The organism is Micromonospora sp. NPDC049204 (genome assembly GCF_040647935.1).
In the GTDB taxonomy this organism is placed as follows: domain Bacteria; phylum Actinomycetota; class Actinomycetes; order Mycobacteriales; family Micromonosporaceae; genus Micromonospora.
This window is the reverse complement of sequence record NZ_JBEZDC010000015.1, coordinates 177,720-199,862: the sequence shown is the minus strand read 5'-3', so window position 1 is coordinate 199,862 and position 22,143 is coordinate 177,720. Positions and strand designations below refer to the sequence as shown.

Here is a 22,143-nt window from a genome sequence, read left to right as displayed (position 1 = left end):
CCCCGCGCCCCGCCGCGCCCCGCGCCCCGCGTCGCGCGCCGCGCGCCGCGCGCAAGATCGCGCTCGAACATGGATGTAGTGGCATCGAGGCGTGATGAGGCCACTACATCCCGGATCCAGCACGATCTTGGGGCGGCGCGGTGGTGCGGGGCGGCGCGGCGGTGCGGGCGGCGCGGGGCAGGGCGGCGCGGGGCAGGGCGGCGCGGGGCAGGGCAGGGCGTGAGGCGTGGGGGTGTGCGGGTCAGGCGGCGACGGGGGTCGGGCCGGGAGACACCGCGGCGGCTGTCGCGCGGCCGTCCTGCTCCGCGGTGAGCAGTCGGCGCAGGGAGAGCGCGATCAACGAGGCGACCAGGCAACCGCCGACCACCGTCGCCACCCAGACCCTGCCGTCGGCGGCGGCGATGAGCGGTCCCGCGGTCACCGGGCCGATCACACCGCTGATTCCGAAGATCATCGAACTCATCGCGTTGTACCGACCACGAAGCTCGTCCGTCGCCAGGGCGTTCGTCAGGGCGGGCATCACCGGCGACAGCATCGTCTCACCGAAGCCGAAGATCGCCGAGCAGGCCACCACGCACAGGGCAGCCAACACGGCGCTCTCCCCGGTGACCAGGCCGGCCGCACCGAGGACCAACCAGGCGGCGGCGAACACCGCCCCCACCACCGCCAGTGCCCGGGTACGGCTGCGCCCCTCGATCCGGCGGATCACCAGCAGTTGCGCGAGCACGATCATCACGGTGTTGGCCGCGAGCGCCCAGGCCACCACGCGGGGGTTCACCTCGACCACCCGCACGGCGTACGCGGCGAAGCCCACCTCGATCTGCGCGTACCCGCAGGTGGTGAGGACCAGCCCGAAGATCACCAGCCGCCGGAACGGGCGGTCCCGCAGCACGGTCAGGTAGCCGCCGGGCGACGGATCGTCGACCCCTCGACGGTTGCCGAGTCGGTGGCCCACGCTGGGCAGGGTGAGCAGGATCAGCGCCGGCAGCAGGTACGTCACCGCGTCCAGTAGGTAGATCGCCTGGAAGGTGCCGGGTCGGGCGGTGTCGACGATCGCGCCGGAGGTCATGCCGCCGACGCCGATACCGAGGTTGAGCAGGGCGAAGTTCAGCCCGAACACGCGTTGCCGCTCGTCGTCGTCGGTCAACGACGCGAGGATCGTGTTCTGCCCGGACCAGATCGCCGAGCTGCCGATGGCGATCACCGTCATCACCAGCAGGGCCGAACCGGTCGAGTGGACCAGCGCGAGCGAGCCCGTGCCGATCGCCTCCAGCACCAGGCAGGGCACCACCACCCAGCGGGCGCCGAACCGGTCGATGAGCGTCCCGCCCAGCGGTGACAGCGCCAGGGTGACCGCGCCGTACCAGCCGATCACGAGCCCGGCGCGGGCGTCGGTGAGCCCGCGTACGTCGGTCAGGTAGATGAACAGGAACGGCAGGGTCAGACCGCGCCCGATCGCCGACAGCAGAGTGCCGAGCATGATCCGGCGGGCGTCCGCTCGGCGGGGCAGGGCACGACGCAGCATGTCCGGCATTCTGATCCCCAGGTGTGACACCGCGCGAACCGTTTCGGCCGCGCTCCGCCCTCGCTGGTGTCCTCGGGTGACCAATCCCACGATGATCCACTGGTCTCGGTGGCGGTCGGTCGTTGTCCCCCGGGTCTGCGATGCTGGCTCGATGACCGGCACCTGGCGACACCTGCCCGCTACCGCCCGCGCCATCGCGGTGACCGCCACCGCGGCCGTCGCCGCCGCGCAGGCGCGCGACGGTCAGGCGTACGACGAGGCGGTCGGTGGCCTCGCCGCCGACGAGCGATCCGGCCTGGTGCTCGGCGCGGTGGTCCGGCTGCTGCTGGAGGAGAGCCATCCGGAGGGGCTGACCGGCGACGACATCCGCCAGGTGTTGACCCGATGCGTGCAGAGCGCGACGCGGTGGCGGTCGGACGTGGACCCGCACGTGGTGCTCGTGCTGCTCGCCGGCGCGCTCGGCGTGTACGACCCCGAGGGCGACGAGTCCCGTCCGGACGCGTCGGCGCTGGCCCGGCATGCACCGCTCCTGGTGGCCGACCTGTTGGCGACGACAGGCGTGTCGTTCGACGACTACCTGGCCGCCGCGTTCGCCGAGATCGAGCGCACCGAACGACAGGACTGACCGGCGGGGCGGCCACCTCTGTGGTGGCCGCCCCGGTGGCGTACGGCAGGGGCCGGCAGTTGTCGTGTCAGTTGGAGTTGGTGAGCCGTTGCGCCACGACCTCCAGGTACTCGGCCGGGATCCGTACCGTGCCGTCGGTGGCCCGGTTGTGCGTACGCGCCAGCTCGACCAGGTCGGCGTGCAGGTGCGGTCGCCGTTCCTCGGGCAGCGCCTCGAACGCCTTGAGCGTGGGCCCGTAGTTCGCCCGGAAGAAGTTGGCGAACTCCTCGGGTGTGCCGAAGCGGAAGACGAACTCCCGGCGTACCGCCCGCAGGTCGCCCACGGCCTCGCCGAGCAGCTCGCGGACCCGGGCCTCGTCGCCCCACTCGACGGGCGGGCGCAGTCCCGGTGGCGGGGGCACATGCCGGGCCACCGTGCGGAACAACTCGCCGATGAACCCCTGCGGCGTCCACGAGACCAGCGCCACCGTGCCGCCGGGGCGGCAGACCCGGACCAGCTCGGCCGCCGCCCGCTGCTGGTCCGGGGCGAACATCACGCCCACGACGGAGAGCACCGCGTCGAACGACCCGTCGGGGTGCGTCAGGCGCTCCGCGTCCCCGGTCACGAAGGTGACCGCGAGCCGTTCGGCCGCCGCCCGCTGACGGCCCCGTTCCAACAACTCGGGTACGTAGTCGACGCCGGTCACGACGCAGCCGCAGCGGGCGGCGGCGATGGCGGCGTTGCCGGAGCCGGTCGCGACGTCCAGCACGCGGGCACCGGCCGACAGGTCGGCCGCCGTCACCAGCAATTCGGAGATCGGATGGATGAGTGCGGCGACCGCGCCGTAGTCGCCGCTGGCCCACGTCACCTGCTGGCGTGTCTTCACGGCGTCGAAGTCGAGTGCGGTGCTCATGGGCGTCCCCCTCGGACGGTAGTGGTGCCCTTGACGCTAGGTGACCCACCGCCTCTGGGGATCGGCTGAAGTACCTATGTTGGCGGCGGTTTCCGCAGGCAGCGTCACGATCAGTCCTGGTTCCAGGTGTCCGTCTCAAGTGTCGACGGCGCACCGTCGGTGGCCACCTGACCGGTGGCGAGCGTCCGGCCGGACGCGTCGAGCGCCTCGACGACGAGGTCCGTCATGGCGGGGTGCACGGGCACCACCGCCCCGGAGCCGCTCACCGCGGCCGTCGCCACCTCGCGCCCGTTCTGCGCCACCCGTACCTGGGTGGCTGCCGCAGGCGTCACCACGAGCAGGGACCGTTGGGCTCCTTCGCCGATGACGCCGTTGTCGATCGACACCGCCAGGACGCCTGCGGGGTCGGTCGGGTCCGCTGCGACGCTGAAGGAGGTGCCGGTGCCGACCACGCCGTTGGGCCGTGGTTGATCGAGGTCGATGTTCACCTCGCCGAGCCAGCCGCCGCCGGCTGCGGGAGCAGCAACGATCATCGTCTTGCCGCTCTCCACCGAGGGCCCGCCGGTGGGCGGCGCGCCGTCGTCGGAACGCACGGGGAGGTGAGCGGCGTGCCCGCCCCACACCACGCTCGGCAGGGCGGTCAGTTGGTATCCCGACGACTGGGCGTACTGCGACACCAACAGTCGGGCCCTCGGTTCCGGGACACTGCCGCGTACGCGGGACATCGCGGTCGCGAGCTGCGCGTCGGTGATCGGCTCCGACGCCAGCGAACCCGGTCCCGCGGTGATCTTGCGCGTCACCCCGCCGCAGTCGACCCGCCACCACTCGGGCCGCTGGGTCTTCGGGGTGCGGATCAGGTACGACCCGGTCGGCTCCGGCGCCCACTGGAACGCCCTGCCGTTGGGCAACGGTGAGGTGAGGAAGACACACCCGGCGGGTGCGATCGCCACGTGGATGAGCTTTCCCGGGCCGGAGGGGTCTTCCACGGCGCGGCTCTCGTAGGGTTCCAGCCCGTCGCCGACGCCCCGATCGGCGTTGGTGCTGGTCAGCTTCTCGGCGCTGGCACCCTCCTCGGCGGCCAGCCAGATCGCGGCGCTCGGCCAGCCGGTGCCCGGATCGGGCTGGTCGCGGACGAAGGCGGCGAGGGCGATCCGCTGGCCGCCGACGTCGTCGACGAACAGCACCTTCACCGCGGTCAACGGCACCCTCAGGCGGGGAAAGTCTCCTCGGCGCTGCGCGGCCAACAGGAGTTCGGAGAGCTGGCGGACGTAGCCGCTGTCCTGGCCGACGACGCCGCGCGGTGGCGACTGGAGGAGCTTGTTCGACCAGGCCAGCACGGGCGCGTTGGACTCCGTCGCGTCCGCGGGTGGTGGTGGGGTGGTCCGGCCCGGGTCGGCGATCGCGAAGGCGGTTCCGCCCAGGGAGAGCACCAGAGCGAGGGCCAGTCCGCCGAGGCGGCGCTGCCGGTCCCGTCGGTAACGCGCCCTGGCCCGACCGTACGGATCCGGCTGTGGAGTCAGTGCCCTGCTCAGCTCGGCCAGCGCCCGACCCACTTCCCCGTCGGCAGTCATGGTGTTACCCCCGTCATCGTCGTCGTCCCGGTCGGTGCTGGATCGGTTGCCGCTGAGGTCGTCGTTGGCAACGGGTTCGGCGTCGATGTTTCCGACGCCAGTGCCAGGCGCAGGCGAGCCAGACCTCTCGACGCGCGGCTCTTGACCGACCCCACGGAGCAGCCCAGAGTGGCCGCGACCGCCGCTTCCGGCAGGTCGACCACGTACCGGAGCACGATCACGGCCCGGGTTCGGGGCGTCAGCTCCCGCATCGCCTCGTACAGGGCGTGCCGTTCCGTCACCGCCTCCGTCATGTCCCGACCGGACCGGTCCGGCAGGAACGACGTCACCACCTCGTGCACCCGGTGGCGACGCCAACTGCTGATGTGGTGGTTGATCATGACCCGTCGCAGGTACGCCATCGGATCGTCGATCCGACGCCATCGACGCATCACCTTCACCAGCGCCGTCTGCACCAGATCCTCGGCATCCTGCGCCGACCCGGTGAGGTGGTACGCCACGCGCAAGAGATCCATGTAGCGCGTCTCGACGAACTCGCGAAAATGCTCGTCGTCAACTGCCATAAGCCCCCGCCTCGATTGGTTACCCAGCACGACTCTGGTGGGGCCGTGAAGGTTGAAGGCCCGCGGGTGGCAATCCGCACACGACGCGGGCAACGACGACCATCACCTCTCGCGCACCTGACACCGGCGTCGTAAGCTTCAGTTTGAGCGACTGCTCAACTCGGTCGAGTGCGTGCGCCCGACCAGGTGTTACCCCGGCATGTCAGCGGCGCGCCGGAGCAAGGTGTTCCGGCACGCGGGACCACGGAAGGCGGCCAGATGAGAGCCCCCCGATTGGTGAGCGTCGTCCAGCGCCGCCTCCTCGTGAACTACCGCACGGAACCGGAGGTCACCGCGCGGCTGCTGCCCGCCCCGCTGCGACCGCAGGTCGTCAACGGCTGGGCCGTGTCCGGCATCTGCCTGATCCGGTTGAGCGGAGTCCGTCTCCCCTCCGTGCCCGCACCCTTCGGCCTGCGTAGCGAGAATGGCGCGCACCGGATCGCGGTTGAGTGGGACACACCTGACGGCGTCGCACAGGGCGTCTACATCCCACGCCGTGACACCGGTTCCCGGCTCAACTCCTGGGTCGGCGGCAGGCTCTTTCCGGGGCGGCACCACCTCAGCCGCTTCGACGTCAGAGAGAGCGCGGACGAGCTGCGGATCGCCCTCGCCGATCCGGTCGACAAGGTACGCGTCGGTGTCCACGTCCGCGTGGCAGCCGCCCTGTCGGGCAGCCACCTGTTCGACGACGTCGACCAGGCCTCGGAGTTCTTCCGGCGCGGTGCCACCGGCTTCTCGACCACCCCCGATCCGAGCCACCTCGACGGAGTGGAGCTGCTCACCCGGGGCTGGCAGGTCACGCCGGTGGACCTGGCCTCGGTGCAGTCCACGTTCTTCGACGACCCGGTCCGGTTCCCTCCGGGATCCGCGATACCCGACTGCGGGCTGCTGATGCGCAACGTCCCCGCCACGTGGAATCCGCTGCCGCCGATGGCGGTGCGGCCCACCGGTGGCCCGGTCGCCACTCGCAGCCGGTGAAGGTCGTCCTCGCCGGCGGTTCCGGGGCGCTCGGGCAACGGATCGCCCGCGACCTGACCGCTCGCGGCGACGACGTGGTGGTGCTGAGCCGTTCGGCAACACGGGTCCGGTGGGGCCGGCAGGTGTACTGGGACGGTCGGACCGTCGGCCCCTGGGCATCCGAACTGTCCGACGCCGCCCTGGTGAACCTTTGCGGCGAACTGGTGTTCCGGCGGCCGACACCGGCCAACGTCGTGTTGCTCACACGTTCCCGGACGGAACCCACCCGGGCGCTCGCCCATGCATGCACCGGTCTGGACCGGCCGTTGCGGGTGCTCGTACAGATGAGCACGCTGGCCATCTACGGCGATGCCGGCGAGGCGGTGCTCGACGAGTCGGCCCCGCCCGCCAGCGATCCACCGCAGATGGCCGGTGTCGCTCGGGCGTGGGAAGAGGCCGCGGCGGAGATCACCGCGGCGCGCCACGTCACGCTGCGTACGAGCATCGTGTTCGACCGCGACACCCCGGCCTTCGATCGACTGACCGGATTCGTACGGTGGGGTCTCGGTGGCCGCATGGGCAGCGGCCGACAGTGGATCAGTTGGTTGCACATCGACGACCTGTGCGCGATCGTGCGCCACTGCACGGACGACCCCACGCTGTCGGGCATCGTGCATGCGACCTCCCCCAACCCCGTACGCAACAGCGATCTCATGGCCGCGCTCCGCCGGGCGATGGGTCGTACCGTCGGTGTTCCCACCCCTGCGCCTCTGGTCCGGGTCGGATCGGTGTTCCTGCGCGCCGATCCGCTGTTGGTGTTGACCGGCCGTCGGTGCGTCCCGAACCGGCTGCGCGATGCCGGCTTCGAGTTCACCCACCCAGAGTTGGGACCCGCGGTCACCGACCTGCTCAGCGGAGCGGCCCGCCGATGACCGGCCTCTCCTCGTCTAGGGCTGGACGTCGTTGGACAGGTTGATCCGGATCTCCGTGTTGCGGTAACCGGCGCGACCGAAAGCGGCCGCCATCGGCGCGTTGCCCATGTCGGTGGTGGCGGTGATGCGCGACTCCCCGTTGGTCGCGTGCAGGCGGGTGATCTCGGCGAGCACCTCGTCCACGTAGCCGCGCCCGCGGAACTCCGGCACCACCCCGAGATAGCCGACGTTCACGTTGTACGGGGTCGCGGAGGGAATCGCCAAGCCCGCCACCTCGCCCTCGCCGGTGTAGGCGATCCGCCACCATTCCCGCTTGCCCGGCGCCCCGAGATAGAAGTCCAAGTCCTCGCGCGCGGTGGCGTCCACGCCCTTGGCGGCCAGGTTCGCACGGGTCCGGGCATCCAGGCTGCCCTCGGCGATTCTCCTGAACACCGCGAGGAACTCCTCGTCGGAGGCCGCGCGGAACTGCAGCCGGCCGGCCGCGGGGGGCACCCCGTCGGCGGGTGCCCACTCGAACTGCAGCCGCTCCACCTCGCGGGTGAGGCCCGCCGCATGCGCCGCCGCCCGCCGCCACTCCACGGCCGCCAAAATGGCCGGATCGTCACGCCAGCCACCGGTGACCTTGATCATGTACTCCACCGGCTCCGGGAACCCGGCCAGCGCCGCCCTGATCAGCTCGGCGGCGACGGCGGCACGGTCTCCCACCGCTGGATCCACGTCGAGGCAGTCGAGCGCGACCGGATGCGGGCTGCCCTTCGGCCCCCACCACAATGCCCGTCCCACGACCTGGCCGTCGTGCTCGGCGATCCATGTCCATTCCGGCCGGTACATGCCTTCGGCCAGTTCGGCCAGGTAACGGTCGGCGGGGATCCACCCAACGGGCTCGGTCACGATCCACGGGGTCACGCGGTCGAGGTCCGCGGGGGCGGTAGCGCGGTAGGAGATCACGTGCAGAGGCTAGCGAAGCGCAGCACCATCATTCGTGCGCGCCGGGGGAATGACAGAAGGCCAGGTGAGAGTCGATCTCACCTGGCCTTCTGGCCTCTGGTCGGGGTGGCCGGATTCGAACCGACGACCTCTTCGTCCCGAACGAAGCGCGCTACCAAGCTGCGCCACACCCCGAGGCGTGCCGACAAATAGTAGCCCACCCGCCCGGATGGTCAAACTCGGTACCCCCGCCGCCCGGCCCCGCCCCCGACCATCGACAGGCGGGCGGGAAGGAGCCGCTCAGCGGGGGATGAGGGTGAGGATGCTGGCCTCCGGGGGGCAGGCGAAGCGGACCGGGGCGGTCGGGTGGGTGCCGAGACCGGCGGAGACGTGCAGCCAGGAGTCCGAACCGGGCCAGCGGTGCAGGCCACGCGCCATCGACCGGGGCAGGCCGCAGTTGGTGACCAGCGCTCCGTAGCCCGGTACGCAGACCTGACCGCCGTGGGTGTGCCCGGCGAGCAGCAGCCCGAAGCCGTCCGCGGCCATCTGGTCGAGCACCCGCGGCTCCGGGGAGTGCGACAGCGCGATGGACAGGTCCGCCGAGGACGAGACCGCGCCGGCCACGGTGGGGTAGTCGTCCCGCTCGATGTGGGGGTCGTCCACGCCGACCAGGTCGAGCTGCCGGCCGCCGGCCTTCAGCGTGGTCCGGGCGTTGTTGAGATCCGCCCAGCCGGCGCCGGTGAACACCTGCCGCAGCTCCTCGTAGGGCAACTCGACGCCCTCGGTGTACTCCCGGTCAGGCAGGAAGTAGGTGAACGGGTTCTTCAGGACCGGCCCGGTGTAGTCGTTGGAGCCGAACACGAACGCTCCCGGGTAGTCCAGCAGCGGCTGCAAAGCCCGCAGCACTCCGGGCACCGCGCCCGGGTGGGCCATGTTGTCGCCGGTCACCACCACCAGGTCGGGGTCGAGGGCGGCCAGCGACGCCACCCACCGCTGCTTGCGCGCCTGGTCGGGCATCATGTGCAGGTCCGACAGGTGCAGGACCCGCAGCGGCTCCGCGTCGGCCGGCAGCACCGGCACGTCGTACCGCCGGAGGGTGAACATGTTGCGCTCGATGAGCGACGCGTACGCGAGGGTGGCCGCGCCGACCGTGGCGGTTCCGGCGGCAAGCCGGAATAGTGTGCGCTTTCGCATGGCGTTCAGGGTAGTTTGACCGTCCATGAGCACGCTGAAGGACCGCCTCACCGCCGACATGCGTTCCGCGCTCAAGGCGCGCGACGAGCTGACCACCTCCACGCTGCGGATGGCCCTGGCCGCCGTCGGCACCGCCGAGGTCGCCGGCAAGGCCAAGCGCGAGCTCACCGATGACGAGGTGCTCGCCGTGTTGACCAAGGAGGCCAAGAAGCGCCGGGAGGCGGCCACCGCCTTCGCCGACGCCGGCCGCGCCGAGCAGGCCGCGAAGGAGACCGCCGAGGGTGAGGTGCTGGACCGCTACCTGCCCCGGCAGCTCTCCGACGCCGACCTGGCCGAGCTGGTGTCGGGGGCGCTCGCCGCGGGCGGCTTCACCGGGAAGGCCCAGATGGGCCCGGCCATGAAGGCGGCCCAGGCCGCGGTGGCGGGCCAGGCCGAGGGTGGTCGGGTGGCCGCCGAGGTACGCCGACAGCTCGGCCTCTGATCCACCGGCATCCCGGTCTGCGCTCTCCGGAGCGTGGACGGGTAGGCGGTGGTCCCGGACAGACGGAAACGGGCGGGCACCCGTGGTGGGTGCCCGCCCGTCGTGTCCTGATCGTCGGCTCAGCCGCCGGGGCGGCCGCCGGGTCGACCGGTGTTGCCGGGTTGGCCGCCACCGGGGGTGCCCGGCGTGGCGCCGCCGCCACCGTTGCTGACCTGGATGGTGACCACGCCGCCCTTGATGGTGCGCCCGTCCGGGCTGGTGCCGTGGACGGTGTTCGGAGGACAGGACGACTTCACCTTGGTGTCGGAGACCACCGGCTCGAAGCCCGCATCCTTGAGCCGGGACTTCGCCTGATCCACCGAAATGCAGCTCACGCCGGGGATGCTCTTCTGGTCACCCTCGGAGATCTTCTGGCCCGGCGGCTCGAACTGGATGCGGTCCTTGCCAATCATGGCGTCCCGCAGCGTCTCGTACACCGGCGGGTTGATGCCGTTCTTTTCCTTGTGCAGCATCCTGACGTTCGTCTGCGGCCAGTCCGGGTCGGCCATGATGCCGGCCACCGCGTACTGCTTGGTCATCGCGACCAGGGCGGCGGTCTTTTCCGAGTCGGTGGTGCCGGACTTGCCGGCCACCGGCGCGTCGACGATGCCCTTCACGACGGCGGCGGTGCGGCTGCTACCGCACTTGCTGGTGCTGGAGTTGTCGCCGACCGGGCAGCGGGCGGCGTCCACGGCGGCTCGGGCCACCTCGGTGCTGAACCGCTTCTCACAGCGCGGGTTGGCGATGTCCAGTTTGTTACCGTCCGGGTCCTTGATCTCCTGCACCGGGATCGGCTCGCAGTACTTGCCGTCAGCGGCGAGCGTGGCGTACGAGTTGGCCAGGTCAAGCGGGGTGACGGACGAGACACCCAGGGTGAATGCCCCCCAGTCGTGGGCGGCTGCCTTGTCATTGGCCCAGTCGTTTTCCTTGCTGACCCCGAAGTTGATGCCGAGCCGCTTGGCGGCGTCCACCACGTTCTCCGCCCCCACCTGTTGCTGGAGCGGGACGAAGTAGGTGTTGATCGACTGGGCGAACGCGCTCCACATGTTCTGCACACCACCGGCTTTCAGGCCGGAGTTGGTCGGGCAGTACTTGTTGGTGCCCGGACAGGCGGCGTCGCTGCCCCGCTCGACGATGTACTCCGACTCGAACTTCTGCGGCGCGTTGATCGTGTAGCTGAGCGGGATGCCCTTCTCGAGCGCCGCCACGATGGTGAAGATCTTGAAGGTCGAGCCGGCCTGGTAGCCGGTGATGCCGTTACCACCGGTGAGCAGCGGGTTGACCGTCGCCGGATAGTTGCCCCGGATGCCCTTCCTGCTCTTCGCCGGATCGCTGGAGATCTTGTTCTTCGGGTTCTTCGGGTCGTCCAGCTTGAACTGTCGGTTGACCGCGAGCGCCCGGACCCGGCCGGAGCCGGGCTCGACCACCGCGACCATTGCCGCTTCCTTGCTGTTCTCGCTCTTGGCCCTGCGGACCGCCTTGTCGGCGCCCCTCTGCGCCTGCACGTCGATGGAGGTCACCACCGTGTAGCCGCCGCTCTTGAGCCGCCGCTCCCGGTCGTACGTGGTCGAACCGAACGTCTCCTGCCCCATCCACCAGCGGTAGAAGTAGTCGCAGAAGAAGCCCCAGCTGTTGACGTTCGCGGCGACGCAGCCGTTCGGGGTGCGCTTGTCCAGCACCTTGAGCTCGATGGCCTTGGCGGCGTCGGCCTCCGGCTGGGTGATGGCCTTGATGTCGACCATGTTCTGGATGACGTAGTCGCGCCGGTCCTTGGCGAGCGGGTAACCCGCCTCGGTGGTCGGGTCGTTCGTGGTGGGCGCCTTCACCATGCCGGCCAGCAGCGCCGCCTCCTCGATCTTGAGCTTGCTCGGCGGCTTACCGAAGTAGACCTGGCTGGCGGCGTAGATGCCGTACGCGCCGTTGCCGAACGAGGCGAGGTTGAGGTAGCGGGTGAGGATCTCGTCCTTGGAGAATTCCTTGTCGACCTGGAGGGCCAGCCGCATCTCGCGAAGCTTGCGGGCGCTGGTGTCCTCGGTGGCCGCGACGACGTCGGCCGGGTGGGTGGCCGAGTAGGCGATGGCCAGCCGGACGTACTGCATGGTCAGCGTCGAGGCGCCCTGCCGGCCGCCGTCGCCCTGGTTGTTGACGAACGCGCGGGCGACACCGTTGATGTCGACGCCGTTGTGCTTGTAGAAGTCGTGGTCCTCGGCCGCGATGATGGCCTTCTGCATGTACGGAGAGATGTCGGCGAGCTTCACGTCGCGCCGGTTCTCGTCGTACATGGTCGCGAGCGGTGTCTTGCCGTCCGACGCCAGCAGATAGCTGATCTGTGGCGCGCGGGCCACCGTCAGCTCTGTGGGCAGGGCGCCGAACGTCTCGGCGCCGGCCTTCGCGGCCAAGCCGGACATCGCCACCGCGGGGAAGGCCGCCGCAGCGACCACCACGCCGGCCAGCAGGCCGCACACCAGCAGCGATGCGGCGTTGGTCAGCACATTGTGGTCACGTTTCCGCATCCAGGTCACCTCGGCATGGTACGCGAGTAGGGAACGAGGGGCGCCTGGGCATTCTTTCCCCATTTCCTGCACGCGCTGCCCTCGTTGTGCTAAACGCACGACCCCCGGTGCCTGGTTGCGTGTAGCCCGGCGCGAGTCTCCTCCAATTTCCGGAGGTGGCGCAGCGTTATCGCCGACCTCGGCGGGGTAACCGGCGGTCGAAGGCCCGGGAAGCCGGGAGTGTCCGGAATGATGGATTTCGTCGACAACGTTGCGTAATCAGTCGACTACAGAGCATGATGGGGGCGGCGACAGCGCCACATGTCGTCCGTGCCGCCTTGGGGAAGGCGAGCCGGGCGATCGGGGGGAATTGCCGGCTGGCGTGCATCGACGAGGTCGGTAGGTACTGCAAGGGGGGACGTGTACACATGGGCATGATCACTGACTGGCCGTCGCTGGCGGCGTGTCAGAACGGGGACCCGGACGCGTTGTTCGTACAGGGCGCCGAACAGAACGTGGCGAAGCGGATCTGCCGGAGCTGCCCTGTTCGGTACGAGTGCCTGGCCGACGCGTTGGACAACCGGATCGAGTTCGGTGTGTGGGGCGGCATGACCGAACGCGAACGGCGGGCACTGCTGCGTCGACACCCGCAGGTGACGAGCTGGCGCAAGATGTTCGAGGCCGCGATGAAGAAGAACAGCAAGGAAAAGGCCGGAAAGGACAAGATCCTCGTCAGTGCGACCAACTGACGACGGTCACGGCCGGCTGATCGCCGCGCCGATCGTCCGCAGCCCGTCGACGTCGTGCACGTCGGCGGGCTGTGCCGTCACCGACACCGTCGGCACCGCCGGGAACGCCTCGGTGAACCGCGCGGCCACCTGCTGCTCGCGTACCGCCTGGCGAGCCAGCGCCGCGTGCGCCCGCAGCACGTCGGCGGTGGCCTCGTGCCCACCCAGGTCGGTCAGCCGCTCGGCGGCGACCCGGCTCTGCTCGGCGTCCAACTCCGGTGCCGCGAGTCGGTGCACCCGATTGAGCACCAGGCCGGCCAGTGGCATCCGCTCCTCCCGCAGGCGGCCCGCGAAGTAGGCAGCCTCCCGGACCGCGTCCGGCTCCGGCGTCGCGACCAGCAGGAAGGCCGTCTCCCCAGCCTGCAGGATCCGGTACGTCTGCTCGGCTCGCTGCCGGAAACCGCCGAACATCGAGTCCAGTGCGGCCACGAAGCCGGACAGGTCGGTGAGCAGTTGCGCGCCGAGGACCTTCTGCACCACCTTCGAGAACATCCCGAACGAGGCGGTGACCAGGCTGAACATGCTCCGTCCGCCGCTGCGCGCCGGGGCCAGCAACAGTCGCAGCATCCGGCCGTCGAGGAAACGGGAGAGCCGGGCCGGTGCGTCCAGGAAATCAAGTGCCGAGCGGGACGGTGGGGTGTCCACCACGATCAGGTCCCATTCGCCCCGGGCGTGCAGCTGGCCGAGCTTCTCCATCGCCATGTATTCCTGCGTGCCGGCGAAGGTCGAACTCATCGCCTGGTAGAACGGGTTCGCGAAGATCTCGGCGGCCTTCGCCGGATCGGTGTGCTGCAACACCACGTCGTCGAAGGTGCGCTTCATGTCCAGCATCATGGCGTGCAGCTCGCCGCCGCTGCCCTCGACGTCGATCCCCTTGACCTGGCGTGGTGTGTTGTCCAGCTCGGTCAGGCCCAGTGACTGGGCCAGCCGGCGGGCCGGGTCGATGGTGAGCACCACCGTGCGTCGGCCGTGGTGCTCGGCGGCCCGCAGCGCCAGCGCCGCGGCCGTGGTCGTCTTTCCCACCCCGCCGGCACCGCAGCACACGACGATCCGTACGCCGGGGTCGGCGAGAATCTGGTCGACGTCCAGCAGCGGCGCCGCGTCTTCGGAAGGCACCAATCGAGCGTATCGGGCTGGTGGGTCCGTGCGCCCGTGCTGCGCTCAGGTGTGAGTCAATCGGCGCGGACGAGGGCCTGGGCCAGCGTCGTGAGCCCCGCCCGGTCCACTCCGTCGGGCAGCAACGGCAGCTCGACCATCGGCAGCCCCAACTCCACCAGGTCGGCGCGGAGCGAATCTTCCAGTTCGCGCCGGATGAGCTGGTCACGTGCCTCGTCGTGCAAACCGGCCACGGTGTCCCGATCGGCCGGCAGCCCGGCGGCGACCAGCCCTCGCCGCAGCTCCCCGGCGGTGACCGGCTGGCCGGCCGGCAGCGCCGGTCGGGTGCCGTTGACGATCACCTTTCCGGTGCCGAAGCCGAGGGCGGTCAGGTCGGCGATGGCGTCCACCGTCTCCTGCACCGGCATCTCCTCCAACAGCGTGACCACGTGGACCGCGGTCATCGGGGAGCGCAGCAGGGCAGCGACCCCCTCGCTCTGGGTCTTGATCGGGCCCACCTTGGCCAGCCGGGCCGTCTCCGCCGTGACGTTGAGGAACCGACCGATCCGCCCGGTCGGCGGGGCGTCCAGCACCACCGCGTCGTACGCGCGCCGCTGCCCGGTGGTGCGGGTGGTGGCCTCCTTCACCTTGCCGGTGAGCAGCACGTCCCGCAGACCCGGCGCGATGGTGGTGGCGAAGTCGATGGCACCGAGCTTGCGCAGCGCCCGGCCCGCCGCGCCCAGCTTGTAGAACATGTCCAGGTATTCGAGCAGCGCCTCCTCGGCGTCCACCGCGAGGGCGCGCACCGCACCGCCGTCCGGCGCGTCGGCGAGGTGCCGCTCCTCGTACGGCAGCGGGTCGATGCCGAAGAGTTGGGCGATGCCCTGCCGCCCCTCGACCTCGACCAGCAGGGTGCGCCGACCGCCGGCGGCGAGCGCGAGGGCCAGGGCGGCCGCCACGCTCGTCTTGCCGGTGCCACCCTTGCCGGTCACCACGTGGAGGCGGGCCGACCATCCGGTACCGGCCGGGTCGAACGGCCGCTCAGCTGCACACACCCGTCGAGCCTATCCACGCCTGGCGGTCAGGCGACCTCGCAGACCCACCAACCCGTCTTCTGTACCACGGTGAACCGCAGGTCCTGGTCGGCAACCTTCTCGTCCGCGGTGGTCATGGTGACCCGGGTGGAGACGGTGGCCCGGTCACCGGTCTGGTTGTCCACCTTCGGGGTGGTCCACCTGAACCGGGGGTTCTGGTACTCGGACGCGTACTTCTGCACCTCGGCCACCTTCGCGGCGATCTTTCCGTCGTCGCGGGAGGCGGCGCACACGCGGGTGGCCGCCTTGGTCGCGTCGCGATCCTTGTAGACCGCGGTGAGGAACTCGTCGACGGCGACCGCCGGCTCCTTGGCGCCCTCGCCGGTCTCGGTGTTGCGCAGGGTCAGGAACGCCAGCACGCCGCCGCCCACGCAGAGCACCATGATCACGACGAGTGTGACCGCCGCGATCAGCAGACCACGCTTCTTCTTCGGCGCGGCCGTCCCGGGATAGGGCGGGTACGCCGGCGGGGGTGGCGGGATGGTCGACGGACCCGACGTACCGGGTGGTGTCGGTGTCGTGGCCGGTGTGCCGACCGCCTCAACCCCACCGGTCGGCGCGGGGAAGGCCTGCTGGACGGGGATCGTCGGTGCGGCGGGGAGCGCCGCCGGTGCGGGCGGCGCGGGGAGCGCGAGCTGCCCGGACGGCGCGGCGGGGGCCGCTGCGGCGGGGGCTGTCGAGACGCCGGGCTGATCGGTGGGTTCCGGCTGGGCCGGCGGGAGGGCGGGTGGACCGGCCTGGTCGCCGCTGGGCGGTTGGGTCATCGTCTTCCCCCGGGGGTCCGGCGCCCGCCGCCACCCCTGGCGTCGAGCGTGATCGAGCGGGCTGCCGGGCGCTGCGCGACCGCCCGACCGGAAGGGTAGCGGTCGATGACGGAAGTGGTGTCGCCCGTGCCGCGCGGCCAGCCACCGATCCGGCCGACCGGACTCCGCGTGCGGAGCGCCATCGGGTCGCTTACCTGCCATGTGTCGCATATGTGACTGTAGGTGGCCATTCGGGCGCGTCTTGTTGGCGGGACTACGGCCCCGGACCTACCTTTCGTCCCGGCGCGGGGGCCGGAACGGACGAATGGGTCCGGACCGGAAGAGCGATCCGAGCGGTACGACCGGAGGCAGTGCATGCGCGACGTGGACAACATCCCTCGCACCCAGTTCCCGACCAACGAACGGCCGCACCGGTCCGGGTCCATGTTCACGGCCGGTGGGCAGATCGGTGGCCAGCCGATCAACGAACGGTCGTACCGACGGATGCCGGAGCAGGCGGAGGCGGGCCGGGCGCCGGGTTACGCCACCGAGCGGACCCGCGACGACGACGAGCCGGGCTTCGTCATCCACCTGCCGATCCGGGTGCCGAGTCTGGCGGCGGCGACCGTACTGGCCGGCCGGGTCGCGGTGTCGCTGGGCTTCCTGCCCGAGTTGGACGCGGGCGAGACCACCGTGTCCAACGCCGATGATCAGAACAACAGGCACCGGGTCTTCTGCGACCTGCTGCTGCCCGACCGGTCCCGCTGCCCACAGGGATACGGACACGAAGGGCTCTGCGGGGAGGTGCCGGCCGCTCCGGAGCAGCGTCCCGCGCCTCGTCCGGCCAGCGGACCGTAGGCTGTCCCTCGAACAAATTCCGCACCGAGAGGGAGCCCTTCAGCGATGCAGAAGTGGGAATACTCCACGGTCCCGCTGCTGGTCCACGCGACCAAGCAGATCCTCGACAACTGGGGTGAGGACGGGTGGGAGCTCGTCGCCGTGGTCCCCGGGCCGAACCCCGACCAACTGGTCGCCTACCTGAAGCGACCGAAGGCGTGAGCAACGGTCCGCACGCGAAGCTCGCCGAGCTGGGGCTCGACCTGCCCGAGGTCGTGCCGCCGGTGGCCAGCTACGTGCCGGCGGTGCAGTCCGGGCAGCACGTGTACGTCTCCGGCCAGTTGCCGATCGCCGAGGGCAAGCTGCTGGCGACCGGGAAGGTCGGCGCCGGGATCTCCGCCGAGCAGGCGAAGGACCTGGCCCAGCGGTGCGCGCTCAACGCGCTGGCCGCGGTCGACTCGCTGGTCGGCCTGGAAAATGTGGTCAAGGTGGTCAAGGTGACCGGTTTCGTGGCCTCCGCGCCCGGCTTCACCGGTCAGCCCGCAGTGATCAACGGTGCCTCCGACCTCTTCGGCACCGTCTTCGGTGAGGCCGGTCGCCATGCCCGCAGCGCCGTAGGGGTGGCCGAGCTGCCCCTCGACGCCCCGGTCGAGGTCGAACTGATCGTCGAGGTCGCCTGACGCTTCGCGACGCCCCGCGATCTTGCGCTTCCGGCACGGAGAAAAGCCCTGAACGGTGACGAATCAGGGGCCGCGCGGGCAAGATCGTGGGGTGTTGCGGGCGGGGTCGTACGATCGCAGCCATGAGCGGGCACGTGACGGCGCCGGCGGCGGCGGTCGCCGACGAGCTGCCGACCTGGGTGACACTGCTGCGCGCGCCGAACCCGGGGCCGATGACCCTCGACGGCACCAACACCTGGGTGCTGCGCGCCCCGACAGCCGAGGCGGCCATCGTGGTCGACCCGGGGCCGGCCGACGAGGGACACCTGACCCGGATCGCCGAGCACGGCCCCGTCGGGCTGATCCTGATCACCCACGGCCACCCCGACCACACCGAGGGCGCGGCCCGGCTGAGTGAGCTGCTCGGCGGTGTCCACGTCCTCGCCGTCGACCCGGCGCACACCATCGGCGGCGCGCCGCTGACCGAGCCGGGCGAACACTTCGGCGGCTTCGGCCTGGCGGTTCGTCTGCTGAAGACCCCGGGGCACACCGCCGACTCGGTCTGCTTCCTGGTCGAGCACGGCGACGAGCGGGTGGTGCTCACCGGTGACACCATCCTCGGCCGGGGCACCACCGTGGTCGCCCACCCGGACGGGCACCTCGGTGACTACCTGACCAGCCTGGAGCTGCTGTCCGCGTACACCGGGACTGCGGCGTTGCCCGGGCACGGCCCGGCGCTTGCCGACTGCGCCGCCGCCGCCGACTTCTACCTCGCGCATCGCCGGGCCCGGCTGGACCAGGTCCGGGCCGCGGTCGCGGCCGGTGCCACCACGCCCGCCGACGTGGTCGCGACGGTCTACGCCGACGTGGACCGCTCGCTCTGGTGGGCGGCTGAGTGGTCGGTCCGCGCGCAGTTGGAGTATCTGGGTGTCGGCACCGGGGAATCCGCGCCCGGGGTCAGTGGGTTGGAGCACATGTGACCTGCCCCGTGTGTGGAACCGTTGCCGTTCCCGGCGCGCGGTTCTGCCACAACTGCGGTGCCGCGCTGCCGGCCGCCGCCACGTTGCCGGCGGCCGAGCGTCGGGTGGTCACCGTGCTCTTCGGCGACCTCTCCGAGTTCACCTCCTGGTCGGAGGATCTCGACCCGGAACGCGTCGGCGCGGTCACCGACCGGGTCCTGGCCGCCCTCGCCGGTGCCGTGAAGACCTTCGGCGGACACGTCGACAAGCTGACCGGCGACGGGATCATGGCGGTCTTCGGCGCGCCGGTGGCGCACGAGGACGACGCCGAACGCGCGGTCCGGGCCGCCCTGTCCATGCAGCGGGCCGTCCGCCGGGTGCTCGACGACGAGCGGGGCGGCGGCGCGCCGCTCGGGCTGCGGGTCGGGCTGAACACCGGCGACGTCATCGCCGGCATCCAGGCCGCCATCGAATACACGGTCATCGGCGACACGGTCAACACCGCCGCCCGGCTGGCCGACGCCGCCGCCGTCGGCGCGGTCTACGCCGGCGGACGCACCGCCGCCGCCACCCGGCACGTGTCCTCCTGGCGGGCACTGCGCCCGCTGCGGCTCAAGGGCAAGCGTGAGCCGGTCGAGGCGTACGAGCTGCTGGGTCTGCTGGACGCGCCCGGCACCCGTTCCGGGCTCGGCGACGAGGCGCCGTACGTCGGCCGGGAGACGGAGATCGGCCGGATCGCCGGGCGGCTCGCCGAGGTGATCGACCAGGGTGACCCGCGGGTGCTGCTGATGACCGCGGAGGCGGGCATCGGCAAGTCCCGGTTCGCCGCCGAGGTGGAGCGCCTCGCCGCCGGGTACGACGTGGGCGCCGGCCGGTACGCCGCACACACGGGCGCCCGGGTGCTCTCGGTGCGCTGCGCCGCGTTCGGTGAGCGACGCCGCCTCGCGCCCCTCGCCGACCTGGTCCGGGCCGCCGTCGGCCTGCCCAGTGACGCCGCCACCGCCCTGACCCGACCGGCGGTGGAGGAGAGGCTGCGGCGGCTCGGGCAGCGGCTCGCCCGCTCCGGCGGTGAGACCCCGCCGATCGCCACCGAGCAGTTGCTCGCCCTGCTCGGCTACGCCGAACTGTCGGCACACGGCGGCACCGACACCGGCGAGTGGAGCGGATCGGGCACCCCGGCCGCGGATGCCGAGGTGGTGCCGAACGCGGTCGCCGACCTGCTCAGCGGGCTCGCCTCGGAGGCGCCGCTGGTGATCGTGGTGGACGACCTGCACGACGCCACCGCCGAGACGATCGGCGCCCTCGGGCTGACCCTGTCCAGGCTCACCGGCCCGGTGCTGGTGCTGCTGCTCGGCCGTCCCGAGCTGGTGCGTACCGCCGGGGCGCTGACCCGGGTCGCGGACGCCGAGGTGCACTCCCTGCCGCCGCTGCGGGGTGCCGACGCCGCGCGGCTGCTCACCAGCTACCTCGGCGGCGGCAAGTTGCCACCGGCCGACGCGGACCGGCTGCTCGCCACCGCCCAGGGCAACCCCTTCTACCTGGCCGAGTTGGTCACCCTGCTCATCGAGCGGGGGGCGCTCACGACGGAGACAGCGCGGGGTGCCCGCGCACCGTCGGAGCGGGACCAGAGCTCCTCGGCCGGCTGGCGGTTGGTGCCCGGTTCGCTGGGCAGCCGGCTGCTCTCCCGTGACCTCGCCGCCGTACTCGCCGCCCGCATCGACGCGCTGCCGCCGGACGCCCGCTCGGTGCTGCGGGACGCCGCGGTGATCGGTGACACGGTGCCGACCGGCGCGCTGGAGGCGCTGCGTGAACAGCGCGCCGGCCGCGACGGCCGGCCGTCGGCAGTGATCGCCGTGGAACTCGACCGAGCTGTCGAGGAGCTGCTGCAGCGTCGGATGCTGCACCGCTCCCGGGTCGGCTACTCGTTCGCGACCCCGCTGATGCGGGAGGCCGCGTACGCCGGTGTGAGCAAGGCGGAGCTGGCCGAGCGGCACGCCGCGTTGGCCCGCTGGGCGGCACCGGCGGACGGCGCGACGGCCGGGTCGCCGGGAGGGTTCACCGACGAGGCCCGGGACGACTTCGTGGCGACGCACGTCGAGCGGGCCGCCACGCTCGCCGACGCGGTGAAACTGCGCCCGGACGCGCCCGCCCGGGCGGTGGTGCCGCTCGGCATCGCCGCGCTCGGCCGGGCCGCCCGCCGGTCACTGTCCGCCGGTGAGCCGGTGCTGGCCATCGAGTACGCCGAACGCGCCACCGAGTTGGCCCGCGACGGGCTGTCGGCGGCCGACCGGGTGGTGCACGCGCGGGCGCTGCTCCAGGTCGGTCGCGTCGCCGACGCGCTGGCGTACGCGGAGAAGATCGCCGCGAACGCCGGGGACGAGGCCACCCGCGTCGGTGCCCTGCTGCTCGCCGGGCAGGCCCAGGAGACCCTCGGTGACCAGGGCCGGGCGATGACGGCCTGGCACGAGGCGTTGCAGGTCGCCACGGCCGCTGGGTTGCCCGTGCAGCGGGCGACGGCGATGCGCCGGCTCGGCATGGCCGACTTCGTGGCCGGGCGGCTGAGCCAGGCGAGCAGCCGGTTGGCTGCCGCGTACCAGGTCAGTCTCGGTGCGCAGGACCGGCGCGGGCAGGCGTGGTCGTTGCAGAACCTGGCCTGGGTGACCACCACCCGGGGTGACTTCGCCGGCACCGACGCGGTCCTCGGCCGGGCCGCCCGGCTCTTCGCCGAGCTGAAGGACCCGTACGGGCGGGCCTGGCTGCGCGGCACCACGGCGTTCGCCCGGCTGCTCGCCGGCCGACTGCGCGAGGCGTGTCGGATGGCGCAGGTGTTCCTGCCCTTCGGGGAGCGGGTCGGTGAGGCGTGGGCGGTGGGCACCTTGCGTGCGGTCGCGGCGTTCGCCACCGCCGAGCTGGGTGACCTGGCCGAGGCGGACCGGGAGGCCCGGCGGGCGTACCGGGAGTTCGCCGCCGCCTCCGACGACTGGGGACGCGGGTTCGCGCTCGTGGTCCGGGCGGTGGTGGCGCGTGGGCTGGGCGAGCCGGAGCACGCGGCGGACCTGCTCACCGACGCCCTGGCGTACGCCGAGCGCACCTCGCACCCGCTGCTCACCGGGATGGCCGGCACGTTGCGCGGCTTCGTGGCGTTGGACCTGGGCGACTGCGAGACCGCCGAGCGGGTGGCCCGCTCGGTGCTGACGGCCGTGGAGCCGCACAACCCGCAGGCCCCGGCCCAGGTGGCACCCCGGGTGCTGCTGGCGACGGCCCGGCTGGCCGCCGGTGACGCGGCGACCGCCGTCGGGCTGCTCGCCCCGGTGGCGACGGCCGCCGCGAACGCACCCTCGTTGCTCCTCTCCCGCCGCCAGACCATGGCCCAGTACGCGGCGGCCCTGCTCGCGCACGGTCAGCGGGAGCAGGCGTTGGACTGGGCCCGGCGGGCGGTCACCGCACCGGCCGAGGACGTACGGAGCCAGGTGATCGCGGCCGGTGTGCTGGCCGAGGCGCTGGCCGCCTGCGGCTACCTGGCGGAGGCGCAGTCGTGCGCGGACGAGGCGGTCCGCCTGGCGTACGCGACCGAGCAGCGCAGCGAACGCGCCGCCGCCAACGCTCTCCGCGCCCGTCTGACCACCTCTGCCTGACCCTTGGTGACGCCTCCCTGACCGAAACCTCTGGTCGGCCGGTCAGGGGTGTTGACGGCACGGTTTTTGCCGGTTCTGGGGATGTGGCGGTCGGGG

At 71.7% G+C, this 22,143-nt stretch carries 20 protein-coding genes and 1 tRNA gene; 10 read left to right on the top strand and 11 right to left on the bottom strand.

The genetic code is table 11. The features are described 5' to 3' along the window. Positions 1–241 precede the first annotated feature (241 nt). Positions 242–1,525: an MFS transporter gene (locus AB0A90_RS26080; RefSeq protein ID WP_357253037.1), complete on the bottom strand. Its 1,284-nt coding sequence runs from the start codon at positions 1,523–1,525 to the stop codon at positions 242–244. Positions 1,526–1,676: 151 nt separating this feature from the next. Between AB0A90_RS26080 and AB0A90_RS26075 the strand changes: the two genes are divergently transcribed. Next, positions 1,677–2,150: a hypothetical protein gene (locus AB0A90_RS26075; protein ID WP_357253034.1), complete on the top strand. Its 474-nt coding sequence runs from the start codon at positions 1,677–1,679 to the stop codon at positions 2,148–2,150. A 67-nt stretch (positions 2,151–2,217) separates the two neighbouring features. On the opposite strand, the gene AB0A90_RS26070 is transcribed toward AB0A90_RS26075, so the two are convergent. The 3 genes from AB0A90_RS26070 to AB0A90_RS26060 all read right to left on the bottom strand — a co-directional run bounded on the left by AB0A90_RS26070 (position 2,218) and on the right by AB0A90_RS26060 (position 5,176). Beyond that, a complete protein-coding gene (locus AB0A90_RS26070) occupies positions 2,218–3,042 on the bottom strand; it encodes a class I SAM-dependent methyltransferase (RefSeq protein ID WP_357253031.1) in 825 nt (274 codons plus the stop codon). A 110-nt stretch (positions 3,043–3,152) separates the two neighbouring features. Further along, positions 3,153–4,613, bottom strand: coding sequence for a hypothetical protein (locus tag AB0A90_RS26065; protein WP_357253028.1), 1,461 nt, complete (start codon positions 4,611–4,613; stop codon positions 3,153–3,155). Then, positions 4,610–5,176 (bottom strand): SigE family RNA polymerase sigma factor, encoded by a 567-nt coding sequence (locus AB0A90_RS26060; RefSeq protein WP_357253025.1) that lies wholly within the window; start codon positions 5,174–5,176, stop codon positions 4,610–4,612. Before AB0A90_RS26060 ends, AB0A90_RS26065 begins: the two co-directional genes overlap by 4 nt. 258 nt (positions 5,177–5,434) lie before the next feature. Here AB0A90_RS26060 and AB0A90_RS26055 point away from each other — a divergent pair, with 258 nt between their 5' ends. Then, positions 5,435–6,193 (top strand): DUF2071 domain-containing protein, encoded by a 759-nt coding sequence (locus AB0A90_RS26055; protein WP_357253022.1) that lies wholly within the window; start codon positions 5,435–5,437, stop codon positions 6,191–6,193. Further along, on the top strand, positions 6,190–7,104 hold the full coding sequence (locus AB0A90_RS26050; RefSeq protein ID WP_357253019.1) for a TIGR01777 family oxidoreductase: 915 nt from the start codon (positions 6,190–6,192) through the stop codon (positions 7,102–7,104). The genes AB0A90_RS26055 and AB0A90_RS26050 overlap by 4 nt, the downstream gene beginning before the upstream one ends. 15 nt (positions 7,105–7,119) lie before the next feature. On the opposite strand, the gene AB0A90_RS26045 is transcribed toward AB0A90_RS26050, so the two are convergent. From AB0A90_RS26045 to AB0A90_RS26035, 3 genes are all read right to left on the bottom strand, one after another. Beyond that, positions 7,120–8,052: a GNAT family N-acetyltransferase gene (locus AB0A90_RS26045; protein ID WP_357253016.1), complete on the bottom strand. Its 933-nt coding sequence runs from the start codon at positions 8,050–8,052 to the stop codon at positions 7,120–7,122. Positions 8,053–8,149: 97 nt separating this feature from the next. Continuing rightward, positions 8,150–8,226, bottom strand: a tRNA-Pro gene (locus AB0A90_RS26040). 105 nt (positions 8,227–8,331) lie between these two features. Further along, entirely contained in the window at positions 8,332–9,225 is an 894-nt protein-coding gene (locus AB0A90_RS26035; protein ID WP_357253013.1) for a metallophosphoesterase, read from the bottom strand. 25 nt (positions 9,226–9,250) lie between these two features. On the opposite strand from AB0A90_RS26035, the gene AB0A90_RS26030 reads away from it, so the two are divergent. Then, the gene (locus AB0A90_RS26030) at positions 9,251–9,706 is read left to right on the top strand and encodes a GatB/YqeY domain-containing protein (RefSeq protein ID WP_357253009.1); all 456 of its coding nucleotides are present in this window, start codon (positions 9,251–9,253) and stop codon (positions 9,704–9,706) included. A gap of 119 nt (positions 9,707–9,825) precedes the next feature. Here AB0A90_RS26030 and AB0A90_RS26025 read toward each other — a convergent pair whose 3' ends face one another. Beyond that, entirely contained in the window at positions 9,826–12,258 is a 2,433-nt protein-coding gene (locus AB0A90_RS26025) for a transglycosylase domain-containing protein (RefSeq protein ID WP_357253006.1), read from the bottom strand. A gap of 407 nt (positions 12,259–12,665) precedes the next feature. On the opposite strand from AB0A90_RS26025, the gene AB0A90_RS26020 reads away from it, so the two are divergent. Further along, on the top strand, positions 12,666–12,986 hold the full coding sequence (locus tag AB0A90_RS26020; RefSeq protein WP_357253003.1) for a WhiB family transcriptional regulator: 321 nt from the start codon (positions 12,666–12,668) through the stop codon (positions 12,984–12,986). A 6-nt stretch (positions 12,987–12,992) separates the two neighbouring features. Here the strand turns inward: AB0A90_RS26020 and AB0A90_RS26015 are convergent, their stop codons facing one another. From AB0A90_RS26015 to AB0A90_RS26005, 3 genes are read right to left on the bottom strand one after another with little or no spacing between them, the layout of a single operon-like run. Then, positions 12,993–14,141, bottom strand: coding sequence for an ArsA-related P-loop ATPase (locus AB0A90_RS26015; protein ID WP_357253000.1), 1,149 nt, complete (start codon positions 14,139–14,141; stop codon positions 12,993–12,995). 56 nt (positions 14,142–14,197) lie between these two features. Beyond that, a complete protein-coding gene (locus tag AB0A90_RS26010) occupies positions 14,198–15,175 on the bottom strand; it encodes an ArsA-related P-loop ATPase (RefSeq protein WP_357252996.1) in 978 nt (325 codons plus the stop codon). 26 nt (positions 15,176–15,201) lie between these two features. Next, entirely contained in the window at positions 15,202–15,798 is a 597-nt protein-coding gene (locus AB0A90_RS26005) for a hypothetical protein (protein ID WP_357253064.1), read from the bottom strand. A gap of 534 nt (positions 15,799–16,332) precedes the next feature. On the opposite strand from AB0A90_RS26005, the gene AB0A90_RS26000 reads away from it, so the two are divergent. The 5 genes from AB0A90_RS26000 (at position 16,333) to AB0A90_RS25980 (ending at position 22,047) form a co-directional block, all read left to right on the top strand. After that, entirely contained in the window at positions 16,333–16,815 is a 483-nt protein-coding gene (locus AB0A90_RS26000; RefSeq protein WP_357252994.1) for a hypothetical protein, read from the top strand. Positions 16,816–16,860: 45 nt separating this feature from the next. Further along, the gene (locus AB0A90_RS25995; RefSeq protein ID WP_007466198.1) at positions 16,861–17,016 is read left to right on the top strand and encodes a DUF4177 domain-containing protein; all 156 of its coding nucleotides are present in this window, start codon (positions 16,861–16,863) and stop codon (positions 17,014–17,016) included. Beyond that, positions 17,013–17,474, top strand: a complete 462-nt coding sequence (locus AB0A90_RS25990) for a RidA family protein (protein WP_357252990.1) — start codon at positions 17,013–17,015, stop codon at positions 17,472–17,474. Before AB0A90_RS25995 ends, AB0A90_RS25990 begins: the two co-directional genes overlap by 4 nt. A gap of 122 nt (positions 17,475–17,596) precedes the next feature. Continuing rightward, positions 17,597–18,433, top strand: coding sequence for an MBL fold metallo-hydrolase (locus AB0A90_RS25985; protein ID WP_357252987.1), 837 nt, complete (start codon positions 17,597–17,599; stop codon positions 18,431–18,433). Beyond that, entirely contained in the window at positions 18,430–22,047 is a 3,618-nt protein-coding gene (locus AB0A90_RS25980; RefSeq protein ID WP_357252984.1) for an adenylate/guanylate cyclase domain-containing protein, read from the top strand. The genes AB0A90_RS25985 and AB0A90_RS25980 overlap by 4 nt, the downstream gene beginning before the upstream one ends. Positions 22,048–22,143: the final 96 nt, after the last annotated feature.